At 63.4% G+C, this 14,797-nt stretch carries 11 protein-coding genes; all 11 read left to right on the forward strand.

Going from position 1 to position 14,797, the window contains the following annotated elements; genetic code table 11:
• Positions 1–152 precede the first annotated feature (152 nt).
• The 11 genes from ACXYMS_RS17510 (at position 153) to ACXYMS_RS17560 (ending at position 14,796) form a co-directional block, all read left to right on the forward strand.
• Positions 153–2,687 (forward strand): methyl-accepting chemotaxis protein, encoded by a 2,535-nt coding sequence (locus tag ACXYMS_RS17510; RefSeq protein ID WP_458908127.1) that lies wholly within the window; start codon positions 153–155, stop codon positions 2,685–2,687.
• Positions 2,688–2,827: 140 nt separating this feature from the next.
• Positions 2,828–4,888, forward strand: a complete 2,061-nt coding sequence (locus ACXYMS_RS17515) for a methyl-accepting chemotaxis protein (RefSeq protein WP_458908128.1) — start codon at positions 2,828–2,830, stop codon at positions 4,886–4,888.
• Positions 4,889–5,163: 275 nt separating this feature from the next.
• Positions 5,164–7,203 (forward strand): methyl-accepting chemotaxis protein, encoded by a 2,040-nt coding sequence (locus ACXYMS_RS17520; protein ID WP_458908129.1) that lies wholly within the window; start codon positions 5,164–5,166, stop codon positions 7,201–7,203.
• Positions 7,204–7,356: 153 nt separating this feature from the next.
• Positions 7,357–9,429 (forward strand): methyl-accepting chemotaxis protein, encoded by a 2,073-nt coding sequence (locus ACXYMS_RS17525; protein ID WP_458908130.1) that lies wholly within the window; start codon positions 7,357–7,359, stop codon positions 9,427–9,429.
• Between the two features lie 291 nt (positions 9,430–9,720).
• Positions 9,721–10,356 carry a methyl-accepting chemotaxis protein gene (locus ACXYMS_RS17530; RefSeq protein WP_458908131.1) on the forward strand — a complete coding sequence of 212 codons (636 nt, stop codon included), beginning with the start codon at positions 9,721–9,723 and terminating at the stop codon, positions 10,354–10,356.
• 83 nt (positions 10,357–10,439) lie between these two features.
• Positions 10,440–10,733, forward strand: a complete 294-nt coding sequence (locus ACXYMS_RS17535; protein ID WP_458908132.1) for a hypothetical protein — start codon at positions 10,440–10,442, stop codon at positions 10,731–10,733.
• Positions 10,730–11,092, forward strand: a complete 363-nt coding sequence (locus ACXYMS_RS17540) for a DUF1801 domain-containing protein (protein ID WP_458908133.1) — start codon at positions 10,730–10,732, stop codon at positions 11,090–11,092. Before ACXYMS_RS17535 ends, ACXYMS_RS17540 begins: the two co-directional genes overlap by 4 nt.
• 111 nt (positions 11,093–11,203) lie before the next feature.
• A complete protein-coding gene (locus ACXYMS_RS17545) occupies positions 11,204–12,757 on the forward strand; it encodes a protoglobin domain-containing protein (RefSeq protein WP_458908134.1) in 1,554 nt (517 codons plus the stop codon).
• Positions 12,758–12,836: 79 nt separating this feature from the next.
• Entirely contained in the window at positions 12,837–13,199 is a 363-nt protein-coding gene (locus tag ACXYMS_RS17550; protein WP_458908135.1) for a methylglyoxal synthase, read from the forward strand.
• 107 nt (positions 13,200–13,306) lie between these two features.
• The gene (locus tag ACXYMS_RS17555) at positions 13,307–14,089 is read left to right on the forward strand and encodes an ABC transporter ATP-binding protein (protein ID WP_458908136.1); all 783 of its coding nucleotides are present in this window, start codon (positions 13,307–13,309) and stop codon (positions 14,087–14,089) included.
• Between the two features lie 2 nt (positions 14,090–14,091).
• Positions 14,092–14,796 carry an ABC transporter ATP-binding protein gene (locus ACXYMS_RS17560; protein ID WP_458908137.1) on the forward strand — a complete coding sequence of 235 codons (705 nt, stop codon included), beginning with the start codon at positions 14,092–14,094 and terminating at the stop codon, positions 14,794–14,796.
• Position 14,797 lies beyond the last annotated feature (1 nt).

Below are 14,797 nucleotides of genomic sequence, written 5' to 3' on the forward strand. Positions count from 1 at the left end.
GACTTATCCGTAAGAAGTGATTAATCCACGAGATATATCGTTTCCACAATTCGGTGTGCCGCGCGTGCCGGGTGACCGTTTGCGCAGGACCCCGTCGGGGAAGTAGCCCGCGCGGGGGATGACGGTCGCTTGAGGGGGAATTGAGGACAGACATGAAGTTCATTCCGCAGTTGAAGATCGCCCAGAAACTGCCACTGGCCCTGGTCGGCTCGGCCCTGGTGGTCAGCGCAGGCGTCGGCATTGCCAGCTATCTGATCGGCCTGGGCACGGTGACCGAGCAGCGGAACCAGTCGATGCAGGCTTCGCTGAACACGGCGACCTCGCTGGTCAGCGACTATTATTCCAGTGCCGAGGTGGATCTACGCCTGTTCGTGCAGCGATCCGACACGGTTACGGCGATGAAGAACATGACCCGTGCCATGGACGAATTGCGCATGGGCCTCAAGGAACGCGCTGCGATCCAACTGCAGACGGCCTATGTCACTGACAATCCCAATCCCGATGACCGTGCCGCAGTCGACAGCGTGGGTGCCATGGGCGCCAGCTATGATCCGGTGCACAAGCGTTATCATCCGGGCTTCCGCACCTTGCAATTGGAGCGCGCCTATTCGGACGTGCTGATGATCAGTGCGGCGGGCGACGTGGTCTATTCGGTGGCCAAGAACAATGATTTCGCCACCAATGTGCTGACCGACACCACGGCCGCTGCATCGGGCCTGGGGCAGGCCTTCACCGCCGCCAAGGACCTAGCCGATGGCGATACCGCCTTTGTCGATTTCACGGTTTATGGACCGACGGGCACGGCGCAAAGCTTCATGGCCATGCCGGTCTATGACAAGGAGGAAAAATCCGGGGTCATGGTGCTGGCCATGTCCCCCGAAACGCTGAGCGCGCGCGTTTCCGGCCTCTCGGGTCTGGGGCGCAGCGGCGAGGTGGTGGTCGTGGGCCAGGATGGCCTGCTGCGCTCCGAGTCCCCGCGCACCGAGGAAGTGGACGTTCTCTCCACAACGCTGACATCCGATGTCATCACCGGCGCCTTTGCCGGCCAGACCGGGGAGGGCATCAGCACCGATTATCGCGGCGCACCCATGGTGGTTCGCGCCCAGCCGGTCAGCGTGGGCAATGTCACCTGGGCCATCGCGGCCGTGCAGCCCGAGCAGGAAGCCTATGCTGCCGTCGTGCAGATGCGCGACATGACGCTGGCAATCGGGGGCATATTGCTGGCCATTGCCGCGGTGATCGGCTTCTTCTTTGCCCGCTCGATCAGCAAGCCGATCACGCGGCTGACCGATACGATGGAGGCTCTGGCTGACGGCGATCTCTCGGTCGAGGTCAAGGGCAGCCGCCGCCCGGACGAAATTGGCGCCATGGCCCGGGCCGTGGAAGTGTTCCGGGAGAACGCGCTCAAGGTCAATGAAATGACCGATGCGGAAGCGGCGCGTATTGTCGCCGCCCAGGAAGAACGCGTCGCCATGATGCAGGATCTGCAGCGTGCCTTCGGGCAGGTGGTCGATGCGGCCATTGAAGGAGATTTCTCCAAGCGCGTCGACGCCGAATTCCCCGATGATGAAATCAACACCCTGGCCCGCTCGGTCAACGAGCTGGTGGAAACGGTGGATCGCGGCCTCGGCGAAACCGGCACGGTGCTTTCGGCGCTGGCCAATACCGACCTGACGCAACGCATGCAGGGCGATTACCAGGGTGCCTTTGCCCGCCTCAAGGCGGATACAAATGCGGTGGCGGAAAAGCTGACCGACATTGTGGGCCAGTTGCGCGATACGTCGCGCACTCTCAAGACCGCCACCGGGGAAATCCTGTCGGGCGCCAATGATCTTTCCGAACGCACCACCAAGCAGGCTGCCACCATCGAGGAAACCTCTGCGGCCATGGAGCAGTTGGCGAGCACGGTGCTGGCCAATGCCGAACGCGCCAAGGAAGCCTCGACCGCCGCCACGGGCGTGACCCATACCGCTGAAGAAGGCGGGCAGGTCATGGGTCAGGCGACCGAGGCGATGGAGCGCATCACCCAGTCTTCGTCCAAGATTTCCAACATTATCGGGCTGATCGACGACATTGCCTTCCAGACCAATCTCCTGGCGCTCAACGCCTCGGTCGAGGCGGCACGGGCGGGCGAGGCCGGCAAGGGCTTTGCGGTGGTGGCCGTGGAAGTGCGGCGCCTGGCCCAGTCGGCGGCGCAGGCGTCCAGCGACGTCAAGGCGCTGATCGAGCAGAGCGCCATCGAGGTCAGGGGGGGCTCCAAGCTGGTGGCCGATGCAGCCGGCCGGCTGGAGGAAATTTTGACTTCGGCCCGCTCCTCGAGCGAATTGATGAACGGCATTGCCCGCGAGAGCCGCGAGCAGGCTTCCTCAATCGAAGAGGTCAACACGGCCGTGCGGACCATGGACGAGATGACTCAGCACAATGCGGCGCTGGTTGAGGAAATGAATGCCTCGATCGAGCAGACCGAGGCCCAGGCCACCCAGCTCGACAAGATCGTCGACATCTTCGCCATCGAGCAGCGCTCGGCTGCACCACAGGCTCCGCGCAAGGCCGCTCCTGTCAGTGCCGGCCCGGTGCAGGCTATCGCCCAGGGGGCGCGCGGCCTGCAGGCGAAGCTCAGTACGGCGGCCAAGTCTTATCTCAGCAAGGGCAATGCCGCGGTCGATACCGACTGGAGCGAATTCTAAGGTATAAGAAAGGGCGCCGAGCAGGCGCCCTTTTTGCTTATCGTGCTGACTACCATACAAGATCAACCTTGCGTTAAGCCGCAGGGTTTAGCGTCACGGCGCCGGGTGGGAAGAGCGCGGTATCGGGTGCGGAGGGGAAAATGAAGGTACTGACCGGCTGGCGCCATATGCGCCTGACCACTGCCATTGCGGCGCTGATGCTGACCAGCATCGTGGTGACCATCGTCGCCTATAGCATAAGCACTTATCTCAGCCTGCGCGGCCAGGCGGTCGGACAGGCCGTGGCCCAGCAGAGCGCCGATCTCAAGACCGCAGCGACCATCTATGAAAAGCGCCTGTCCGGCTCGATTGTCACCTGGGCCGAAGAGGACGGCAGCATCGCCGTCTTCAACACCTATTCCATTCCCAATTTCTATGACACCGGCGCGGTGGATTCGGTGACACGGGTCACCGGCGGCGAAACGGTGATCTTCAGTCTCGACGAAGCAGGCCAGTTCATCGCCAAGTCCACCAGTTTCGAGCTGGAAGAGGGCGAGCGGGCCGTCGACTTCATCATCGATCCGGCGAGCCCGGCTGCGGCGGCGCTGGCGGCGGGCACGGCCTATTACGGCGAGATGAGCCTGGAGGGCAGCACCTTCAACGCAGCGGCCTTCCCGATCTACAAGCTCGACGGCACGCTGCTCGGCGCCTTCTGGGTCGGCAAGGATGCCGCGCTGGCCGATGCTGCGGCCAATGCGGCGCTGCCGGGCCTGGCGGCCATGGCCGGGGTACTGCTGCTGGTAATGGGGGCCGTGGGCCTGCTGGCCTCACGCCTCCTGACAAGGCCGATTCCCCGGCTTGCGGGAACGATGGATGCCATTGCCGCCGGGGATTTCGAGGTGGATGTGCCTTTTGTCGATCGCGGCAATGAGGTCGGGGCCATGGCAAGGGCGGTGGAAGTGTTCCGCGAGAACGGCCAGCGTGTCAGCCAGATGACCGAGGCAGAAGCCGCACGCATCATTGCCGACCAAGAGGAGCGGCAACGCATGATGAGCGAGTTGCAGGGGGCTTTTGGCGCCGTGGTGGACGCCGCCAGCGCGGGCGATTTCGGCCGGCGGGTCAATGTCGAATTCCCCGATCCGGAGCTCAATATGCTCTCGAGCAGCATCAACAATCTGGTGGCGACTTTTGATCGCGGAGTTGCCGAAATCGGCACTGTGCTCGGCGCCCTCGCGAATACTGATCTCACCTGCCGGATGGAAGGCCATTATGAGGGGGCATTGGCCCAGCTCAAGGCCGATACCAATGCGGTGGCTGACCGATTGAGCGACGTGGTCGGGCAATTGCGCGCCACTTCGGGGACGATCAAGACGGCGACTGGCGAAATCCTCTCCGGCGCCAATGACCTTTCCGAGCGCACCACACGGCAGGCGGCAACCATCGAGGAAACCTCGGCCACCATGGAACAGCTGGCCGGCACGGTGCTCACCAATGCCGAGCGGGCCCAGGAGGCCAGTTCCAGCGCGGGCCTCGTCACCCGCACCGCCGAGGAGGGCGGGCAGGTGATGGGCGAGGCGAATGCGGCGATGGAAAAGATCACAACGTCATCGGGCAAAATTTCCAACATTATCGGCATGATCGACGACATTGCCTTCCAGACAAACCTCTTGGCGCTCAATGCTTCGGTAGAAGCGGCGCGGGCTGGAGAGGCGGGCAAGGGATTTGCCGTGGTGGCGGTGGAAGTGCGGCGGCTCGCTCAGAGCGCGGCCCAGGCCTCGTCGGATGTGAAACTGCTGATCGAGCAGAGCGCTGCGGAAGTCCGGGGCGGATCGCGCCTCGTGGCCGATGCAGCGAGCAAGCTGGGCGCAATTCTGGAGGCGGCGCGGGCTTCCAACGACCTGATGCACCAGATCGCCTCGGACAGCCGCGATCAAGCCTCGTCCATCGAGGAGGTCAATACCGCTGTGCGGACCATGGACGAGATGACCCAGCACAATGCGGCGCTGGTGGAGGAGATGAACGCGGCCATCGAGCAGACCGAGGCGCAGGCCACCCAGCTCGACCGCATCGTGGATGTATTCCGCACAACGCAACAAGGGCAGGCAATTGCCCGCGCCCCTTCTGCATCACGACCGGTGGCGGCGGAGCGGGCGGCGCCGGCAGGTCGGTCCTATCTCAGCCGCGGCAATGCCGCCGTGGATGTCGACTGGAACGAATTCTAGGGACGGACCGGGGAAAAAGAATCGCTTCCTGGACCGGTTTCTCGCAGGCCCTCAAGGGCGTGGGGAGCCATTATCCGAACAGGATCCGCATTTTTTCATCCTTAAGGGTCGATGAAATCGATTGCGGAAATATCCGTACAGCTTTCGGTAAATACTTTCCCATAACCTTGCGAGCCATTGAGCCGGTTCCAGGAATGACTCCAGGAGACATTCCGGGCCTGCGAGGGGGAGTAGATGCTATGAAACAGATTGCGCGCCTTTTGGGAAATGTGCGCATGACCACCAGCATTCTGGTGCTAGTCATGTTGTCCATCATTGGATCGATTGCCGCCGTATCGTGCGCGATCTATCTGAACCTGCACAGCCAATCCATGTCCGACAGCCGGATACAGCAGGAGACCAATCTTGGTGTTGCCGCCACGATCCTGGAACGGCGCATTTCCGGTTCGGTGCTGACCTGGGCCGAGGATGGCACGATTGCCGCCTTCCAGAGCTGGGCCATTCCCCCCTTCTACGACACCGTCGTCATCGATTCGGTGACCCGGGTGACGAAGCAGGATGCGGCCATCTATGTGACCGACAACGCCACTGGCGACATGATCGCCAAGACTACCAGCCTGACGCTGCCTGACGGCACGCGCGCAGTGGACGGTATCCTGCCCGCCGGCAGCGATGTGGTCACCCGGCTCAATGCCGGCGAAATGGTACTGGGGCAGATCCAGATCGACGGCGTGAACTATTACGCCGCGCTGCAACCGATTCAGAAGACTAGTGGCGAGGTGATGGGGGCGATCCTCGCCGGTACGCCCATGGCCAATGTCGAGGCTGCCGCCAACAGCGTGCTGGGCCTGATCGCAATTGTCGGTGGTGCGGCCATTGTCGGCTTCGGGCTGATCGGTTTTGTGGCTTCGCGCATGATCACCCGACCGATCCCGAAGCTGGCGGGGGTAATGGAGGTGGTTTCCCAGGGCAATTACGATGTTGCCGTGCCGTTCACGGAGAAGGGCAATGAAGTGGGCGCCATGGCGCGGGCCGTGGAAGTGTTCCGTGAAAACGGGCTGCGCGTCAGCCAGATGACCGAGGCCGAAGCCGCCCGCATCGTGGCCGACGAGGAAAAGCGCCGCCAGATGATGAGCGAGCTGCAGGGCGCCTTTGGCGAGGTGGTGGATGCCGCCATTGCCGGGGACTTTACCCAGCGTGTCACCGCCGAATTCCCCGATGCCGAACTCAACGGGCTGGCAACGAGCGTCAACAATCTGGTCGAGACCTTCGATCGCAGCGTGGCGGAAGTGGGCGAGGTGCTTGGTGCCATGGCCGACACGGATCTTACCCGCCGCATGACCGGCAATTACGAGGGCGCCTTCGCCAAGCTCAAGTCCGACATCAATGCGGTGGGCGACAAGCTGACCGAAGTGGTGATGCAGTTGCGCAGCACCTCCGGCTCGCTCAAGACCGCTACGGGGGAAATTCTCTCTGGCGCCAATGATCTGTCCGAGCGCACCACCAAGCAGGCAGCGACGATCGAGGAAACCTCGGCCGCCATGGAACAGCTGGCGAGCACCGTGCTGGCCAATGCCGAGCGCGCCAAGAATGCCAGTGCCAGCGCCTCCAAGGTCACCCATACCGCCGAAGAGGGCGGCAAGGTGATGGATGCCGCCAATGAGGCGATGGAGCGGATCACGGCCTCCTCGGCCAAGATCTCCAACATCATCGGGATGATCGATGATATCGCGTTCCAGACCAACCTGCTGGCGCTGAACGCCTCGGTTGAAGCGGCTCGCGCTGGCGATGCCGGCAAGGGCTTTGCCGTGGTGGCCGTGGAAGTGCGGCGCCTGGCCCAGTCCGCGGCCAGTGCCTCCTCCGATGTCAAGGCGCTGATCGAGCAGTCGAGCGGCGAAGTGACGACCGGCTCCAAACTGGTGGGGGAAGCCGCCGGCAAGCTCGCCAGCATGCTCGAGGCAATCCGCGAAAACACCCAGTCGCTCGAAGCCATTGCGCGCGACAGTGCCGAACAGGCCACCTCGATCGAGGAGGTGACCGCGGCGGTCCGGACCATGGACGAGATGACGCAGCACAATGCGGCCCTCGTGGAAGAGACCAACGCCGCCATCGAGCAGACCGAGGCCCAGGCGACCGAACTCGACCGGATCGTGGACATCTTTGCCATCGACCAGTCCGCCACTGATTCGCAAGCCAGGCCGCCGGCGCGAAGGGACAGCCCGGTGTCACAGCCGGCCAGAGCGGCTCCAAAGGCCCGCCGCGCCTATCCGACCCAGGGCAATGCAGCCGTATCGACCGACTGGGACGAGTTTTAAGTCCCTGTCGATGCACAAAAATCATGCGGCCTGCTCAAGCAGGCCGCAATCGTTTTGCATATATAATACTCGGTTAATCGAGAGCGGTTAGGATTTCTCCCAAGTATTGCGCCCGGTTCGCGGGGAACCCGGCGCTGAATTGGGGACCAACCAATGGTCAGTGCAGTTAAGCGTTTTCTCGGCAATATTCGGATGACGACGGCCATCGCGGCCCTGGTCATTGTCGCCATCCTCTTGTCGGTATCGCTGGTTTCGGCGGCCATCTATGTCAGCCTGAGCTCGACCCTGCGTGCGCAGGCGGTGGGGCAGCAGACATCCAACCTCAAGACGGCTGCTACCATCCTCGCCAGCAACCTGCCTGGCGCAGATGTGAGCTGGGCCGAAGATGGTACCCTGGCAGGGATTTCCACCTTTGCCATGCCGCGGCAGTTCCTCAATCACGACATCGTCGATTCCATCGTCCGCCTGACCGGCGAGACGGCAACGATCTTCGGCTGGGACGAAGCGAGCCAGGACTTCGTGCGCTTGAGCACCAATATCCTGGACGCCAATGGCGAGCGGATCGTGGGGACGCCGCTGGGGCAGGCCAGCGCTGCCTATGCCTCGGTGATGAAGGGCGAGCTCTATATGGGTGAGGCCATGATTCAGGGCAAAGCCTATTACACCGCCTACCAGCCTATTGTCACAGCAGCCGGCGTGCCTATGGGTCTGCTCTATGTCGGGGTCGACAAGGCTGGCGTCGAGGGCGTGGTCAATGGCGTGCTCATGCTGCTGCTGATCGTGGGTGGCGGGGCGCTGCTGGTGCTGGGCGTGGCCGGGTTCTTCATATCGCGGGCGCTGATGGCTCCGGTGCCGCGGCTGGCCCAGACCATGGAGGTCATTGCCGAGGGCCAATTTGAAACCGATGTGCCTTACGTGGCCCGGCAGAACGAGATCGGCGCCATGGCGCGCGCCGTGGAAGTGTTCCGCGAGAACGGACTTAAGGTCAGCCAGATGACCGATGAGGAGCGCGCAGCCTCTGAACGCCGCCGCATCGAGCGGACCGACATGATGGTGGCCCTGCAAGCCGCGTTCGGCGAAGTCGTGGATGCCGCGATAGCCGGGGACTTTTCCAAGCGCGTGCATGCTCAGTTCCCCGATGCCGAACTCAATAGCCTCGCCGGCAGCGTCAACAGCCTGGTCGAAACGGTCGACCGGGGCCTGGCCGAAACTGGCGCGGTGCTGGCGGCGCTGGCCGAGGCAGACCTGACCCAGCGCATGGAAGGAGACTATCAGGGCTCCTTTGCCAAGCTGAAGACCGACACCAATGCGGTCGCGGAAAAGCTCAGCGACGTGATCGGCAAGCTGCGGGTGACCTCGCGGGCGCTCAAAACCGCCACGGGCGAAATCCTCTCGGGCGCCAACGACCTTTCCGAGCGCACCACCAAGCAGGCCGCAACCATCGAGGAAACCTCGGCCGCCATGGAACAGTTGGCCAATACCGTGGCCGAGAATGCCCGCATGGCGGACGACGCCAATGCCTCTGCCGATTCGGTGTCAGCCGACGCGGCGCGCAGCGGCGCAGTCATGGAAAAGGCCAATGCCGCCATGGAGCGCATTACCCAGTCCTCGGCCAAGATCTCCAACATCATCGGCATGATCGACGATATCGCCTTTCAGACCAATTTGCTGGCCCTCAATGCCTCGGTCGAAGCGGCGCGGGCCGGCGATGCGGGCAAGGGTTTTGCCGTGGTGGCCGTGGAAGTGCGGCGCCTGGCTCAGAGCGCGGCCAGCGCATCGTCCGACGTCAAGGCGCTGATCGAAGCCAGCGCTAATGAAGTCAAGGGTGGCTCGGACCTGGTGTCGAGCGCGGCCACGCAATTGCGGGACATGCTTGGCGCGGTGACCCGGAATGCCGGCCTGATGCAGTCCATCGCCAAGGCCAGCAAGGCGCAGGCAGCGGCCATCGAGGAAGTCAGCGTTGCCGTCCGCACGTTGGACGAGATGACCCAGCACAATGCGGCGCTGGTGGAAGAGACCAATGCGGCCATCGAGCAGACCGAAGCCCAAGCAGGTGAACTCGACCTTGTGGTGGATATCTTCACCCTCGATGAACCGGCAATTGCCATGACCCAGGCGCCGCGCCGCGGGGCAGTGTCCGCGCCAATTCGTGCGGTACAGAAGGCCAGCCGGACTTACCTCAGCCAGGGCAATGCGGCGGTATCGACCGACTGGGACGAGTTCTAGGTTCTCCTGGGAAATCCTGACGTCTGAAAGGGGGCACGGTGTGCCCCCTTTCGTGTCTTCACGGCTCTGTGCGTGGTTTGCCGGGCTTTAATGGGACCTGTGCAATCTGGCGGTGGACGCAGATTCGAATGCAGCACACCAGCCCTGCGGCTGGCACATCGAAGAGGCGTCATCTTTCCCGTTTGATGACATGGCCAACTCCGTCACCCCGAAGCGGGTGCGGTGCATTGGCTCGTAAAAAGACGCGCGTAAACGGCCGGCCAGGATGGTCAGGCTCCTGAGGCAGGCACGATGAAACTGAGCAATCTGTCCATTCAAATCAAACTGGTCCTGGGAGCAGGCGTCGTCTTCCTTCTGGCAACCGGCGGCCTCATCGCGGGCGGCCTCGCCCTGCTGGCGCTCAACGCGTCGGTGGAAGCGGCGCGGGCCGGCGATGCGGGCAAGGGTTTTGCCGTGGTGGCCGTAGAAGTGCGGCGGCTGGCCCAGTCGGCGGCCAGCGCCTCCTCCGACGTCAAGGCGCTGATCGAGGCCTCATCGGGCGAAGTGGACGCGGGGACGCGCCTCGCGGCCGAGGCGGCCTCCAAGCTCGAGGCCATGCGCGAAGCGGCCAAGTCCAATACCGGCCTGATGGAGGGCATTGCCCGCGATAGTCGCGAGCAGGCCTCGGCCATCGAGGAGGTCAAGGTGGCGGTGCGGCAGATGGATGAACTGACCCAGCACAATGCCGCGCTGGTCGAAGCGACCAATGCGGCCATCGAACAGACCGAGGCGCAGGCCGGCGCGCTGGACCGCATTGTAGGGGTGTTCTGTCGCAGCGGCGCCAAGACGGTAGCAGCTCCGGCCGCGTCCCCGGATCGGGCGCCGCCACGCTTCGTGAGCCGGGTTGCAGGCAATGCGGCGCTCGCCGGCGACTGGGAAGCATTCTGAGGACCGAGGCTGCTGCCATGGATTGTCACTGATCGCCCGCAAATGCAGTTCGCGCCATGGGAGGCGCGAACGGGAGACTGCTAATGCTGACGACTGAACTTGTGACTTTTCGCTTATCCGGCGCCGACCGGGACGCTTTTCTGGCCGCCAATGCCCAGGTCAACGACTGGGCGCGTCAGCAGGCGGGATTTGTCAGCCGTACCCTGAGCGAGGGGGACGACGGGGTCTGGACCGACATGATCGTCTGGTCGAGCGCAGAGGACGCCAAGGCCGCCGCTGCGCGGATGGAACAAGAGATGGGCAGGTTCGCGGCCATGGCGATGATTGAGCCGACGAGCGTGGTGATGCGCCACAGCGCCATCGCGCTGACAGCATGAGCATCCCACCAGGGGTTGAAGTCGACGCTTTGCTCGCACCCCATTCCGAGAACATTGCCGCGCTGTTTCGGCCTCTGGTGGACTTGCTCGGCACCGTGCCGGAGATGACGGGAGTCGCGCGGTTCGGATGGCGTTCGGTCAATTTCAGGCATAGCCGCGCCGGCCTGATCTGCGCGGCATTTCCATATGCGGATCGTGTTGCACTTTATTTCGAGAACGGCCGGATGCTCGACGATCCAGAGGGCCTGCTTGAAGGCGATCTCAAGAAGGGCCGGTTCCTGCGGCTCTACCCGGGACAGCCCCTTCCGCGCGACGCCATCTTGTTGCTAGTTGCCGAGGCAATTGCCCTGCGTAGCTGAGGTCTTGCTGCGGACCCTACGTAGAAGCCGATAAGCACCTATTAACCATAGTATTTACTCCGGCGCGTTCTCATGGACCAAGGACGCAATGACACAGGTTCGGGGATCAGGATGCAGGACAATCTTCAGCAGCGGCTCGATTTCATCGGGCTTGGCGAAGGCGTCGAAGCAAAGCTCGCGCCCATTTCGGCCAGTGTCGCCGAGCATCTGGATGGCGCCTTGCAGCGGTTCAATGCCCGGATCGCCACGACGCCAAGCGCGGCGCGGTTTCTTTATGGCCGGGACAATATCGAGGGGAACAATGGCGGCCCGGCTGCGCACTGGCATGCGCTGGCGGCGGGCCGGCTCGATGCCGCTTTTGCCGAGGCTGCCGCGAAAACCGGACAGCGCCATGCCCGCATCGGCGTCGATCCCCGCTGGCATGCGGGCTGCCATGCCGTCATCGCCCAGGCCCTGGTCAGGGGTGTCATCGGGGATGGCATTGCCGCGGCACTGCGGCAGCGGCGCGGTCCACTGGGACTGCTGGCAGCGGACCCGGCGCCGGTTCTGGCGGCCAGCGAAGTTATGGCGGAAGGCCTCTCGGCGCTGGTCGGCGCGATCGTCCTTGATCTCGACCTCACCTTTTCAGGCTATGCCGAAAAGCTGCGACAGGAGGCGCAGGCCGGGCTCGCTGCCCAGCAGGCGCGTCTGCGGCGGAGCGTGGAAGAGGCCAGCATGGTGCTGGAACTGGCGGCAGAGGGGCGTCGCGACGATGCGCTGATGGCGCAGAAGGAAGCCGATCTGGCGCCGCTGAGAGCCAGCGCCGAGAAACTGGCCGATCGGGTGGGCGGGTTGATCGAAGACCTCGACGTCTCCGGTCGCGCCGTCAAGGCCCTGGCGGCCGAGGTGCTGGAGAGCGGACGCCTGCTGGTGGAAACTCGTTCGGCGCAGGTGAGCGAGGCCGGGACGCTGACCGCGGTTTTGACCGAAGAGGTCATCGCGGCCGGGACAATGTCGAGTCATCTTGCCGATCTGACACGGGCCGGCAGGGCGCAGGCGCGTCGATGCAGCAAGGGCCGGCGGGCGCTGGATGCGGTCCGGTCCGCGCTCGATACTTTTCCCCTCGATGCCGATCGGGAACATAGCGCCAGCGAAAAGGCCGATGCGCTGAGCTATGCGGCCAATCTGCTGGCGGCGCGGTTTTCGGCCGGGGAGAGCCCGTCGGCCGATGGCAAGCCGCTGGACGAAGAGATGCGCGCGCTCTCCATGGAATTGGCGCAGCTGGCGGCGCAATTGCGGGCCGGGCAGGACAGGACGCTGCGGGCCGTTGACGATGCTGGAGCTGCGTTGGACGGTGTGGCGGCACTGATGGACCGGATCAGCGAGGAGAGTGGGGCAGGGTTGCGGATGATGGCAGCGCTGGAGCGCGACGGGCAGCGGCAGGCCGCTTCCCTGGCGGCCGCTTCGGGCCTGGCGCAGGCACTGGAAGATGACTTGCAGGCCGATCTGGCGAAAGTTGCCGGTATCGACCAGCGCTTGAAAGAGACAATCGAGGGGGCGGAATCCCTCGTCGGACTGGCCGATATGCTTGCTGGCAAGGGTCAAGAGCCGGACCTGCCCGATACCTGCAACTCATTCTCGGCGCCGGATCATACGGCATTGGCGGCGCATTGGCATGTGCTCTGAGCGGGCCTGGAGCCTTTGACCCATTGCCCTTTTGCCCCGCGCCGGGCAAAAAGCGCCGACCAGCGGCGGAGGCTTTGGGATGGCGCGAATTGGCCTGGTGGCCCATGACGACAAGAAGGATGATCTTTGCCGCTGGGCCGAAGTGCATAAGCACAAGCTTGGTGAGCATGAACTGTGGGGTACCGGCACCACCGGCAGCCGGGTGACTGCGGCGACGGGCCTGCATGTGCAATTGCTCAAGAGTGGTCCGCTGGGTGGCGACCAGCAATTGGGCGCCATGATCTGCGAGGGGCGGCTCGACGTGCTTATCTTTTTCATCGATCCGCTCTCGGCCCAGCCGCATGACGTCGATGTGAAGGCGCTCACCCGTCTGGCCACGCTTTACGATGTGCCGCTGGCCAATAACAAATCTACCGCAGACGCCGTGCTGGCGGCGGTTTGACCGTCTGGTTAAGGTTGAATTTGCCGCGCGTCTGTGAACAGATGCCGCAAAATCGCCCGGATTGAACCGGGCGGGCAGAAATTCAGGAAACCGGGGCTCCAATCAACTTGTCCTCAGACTTGGTCATTGACGTTCGCAACGTCTCAAAACGCTTTGGCGGGCTCACCGCCGTCAGTAATTGCTCGCTCTCGGTCCGGCGCGGCTCCATCACCGGATTGATCGGCCCCAATGGCGCGGGCAAGTCGACCCTGTTCAACATGGTGGGCGGTAATATCACCCCCGATAGCGGGCAGGTCATCTTCGATGGCCAGGACGTGACCGGCTTCAAGCCGCACCAATTGTTCCGCATCGGCATGCTGCGCACCTTCCAGATTGCGCATGAATTTTCGCAGATGACGGCGCTGGAAAACCTGATGATGGTGCCGGGCGACCAGCCGGGAGAGCATCTGCTCGACACATGGCTGCGGCCGCGCCTGGTCCGGAGCCGCGAGACCGATGTGCGCAAGAAGGCGCTGGACGTGATCGATTTCCTCAAGCTCGGGCATGTGCGCGACGAATTGGCCGGCAATCTTTCGGGCGGGCAGAAGAAGCTGCTCGAATTGGGACGCACCATGATGGTCGATGCACGGATCGTGCTGCTCGACGAGGTGGCGGCGGGTGTCAACAAGACGCTGCTCAACGACCTGGCCAGCAATATCGAGCGGATGAACAAGGAACTGGGCTATACGTTCTTTGTCATCGAGCACGACATGGACCTGATCGGGCGCCTCTGCGACCCAGTGATCGTGATGGCCCAGGGCGAGAAGATCGCCGAGGGCCCGATGGCGGAAATTCGCGCCAATCCGGCGATCGTCGAAGCCTATTTCGGCACGCCGGTGGAGGCTGCATAGACATGCCCCTGATCGAACTCAAACACGTCGTCGGCGGCTATGGCGGCGCACCGATCCTCAACGGCGTCAACATGGCCATCGAGAAAAGCGATATCGGCGTCATTGTCGGCCCCAATGGGGCGGGTAAGTCGACCACGCTCAAGGCCATATTCGGGCTGCTGAAGGTCACCGGCGGCACCATCGACTTCGGCGGCGAGGACATCGCCAATTCGCTGCCTGACAAGCTGGTGCCCAGGGGCCTGAGCTTTGTGCCGCAGGAAAAGAACGTCTTTACCTCGATGAGCGTGGAAGAGAACCTCGAAATGGGGGCCTTCACCCGCAAGGACGATTTCAAGGATACCATGGCCTGGGTCTATGAAATGTTCCCGGTGCTGGGCGAGAAACGCCGCCAGCCGGCGGGCGAGCTTTCGGGCGGACAGCGGCAGATGGTGGCCATGGGTCGGGCGCTGATGAGCAAGCCGAGCCTTCTGATGCTCGACGAGCCTTCGGCGGGCCTGTCGCCCCGCTACGTCATCGAGATTTTCGAGACCATCAAGCGGGTCAATTCCGAAGGCGTGGGCATTCTCATGGTCGAGCAGAACGCCCGCCAGGCGCTGGCATTCGCCTCCAAGGGCTTTGTGCTCGCCAGCGGGCAAAACCGCTTTACCGGCACGGGAGCCGAGCTGATTGCCGACCCCGAAGTCGCCAAGTCTTTCCTCGGGGGCTAAC

It is taken from the genome of Devosia sp. CAU 1758, from assembly GCF_054482695.1.

Coding starts and splice junctions, on each gene's coding strand:
- ACXYMS_RS17510 (WP_458908127.1), top strand. CDS start 153: ATGAAGTTCATTCCGCAGTTGAAGATCGCCCAGAAACTGCCACTGGCC.
- ACXYMS_RS17515 (WP_458908128.1), top strand. CDS start 2,828: ATGAAGGTACTGACCGGCTGGCGCCATATGCGCCTGACCACTGCCATT.
- ACXYMS_RS17520 (WP_458908129.1), top strand. CDS start 5,164: ATGACCACCAGCATTCTGGTGCTAGTCATGTTGTCCATCATTGGATCG.
- ACXYMS_RS17525 (WP_458908130.1), top strand. CDS start 7,357: ATGGTCAGTGCAGTTAAGCGTTTTCTCGGCAATATTCGGATGACGACG.
- ACXYMS_RS17530 (WP_458908131.1), top strand. CDS start 9,721: ATGAAACTGAGCAATCTGTCCATTCAAATCAAACTGGTCCTGGGAGCA.
- ACXYMS_RS17535 (WP_458908132.1), top strand. CDS start 10,440: ATGCTGACGACTGAACTTGTGACTTTTCGCTTATCCGGCGCCGACCGG.
- ACXYMS_RS17540 (WP_458908133.1), top strand. CDS start 10,730: ATGAGCATCCCACCAGGGGTTGAAGTCGACGCTTTGCTCGCACCCCAT.
- ACXYMS_RS17545 (WP_458908134.1), top strand. CDS start 11,204: ATGCAGGACAATCTTCAGCAGCGGCTCGATTTCATCGGGCTTGGCGAA.
- ACXYMS_RS17550 (WP_458908135.1), top strand. CDS start 12,837: ATGGCGCGAATTGGCCTGGTGGCCCATGACGACAAGAAGGATGATCTT.
- ACXYMS_RS17560 (WP_458908137.1), top strand. CDS start 14,092: ATGCCCCTGATCGAACTCAAACACGTCGTCGGCGGCTATGGCGGCGCA.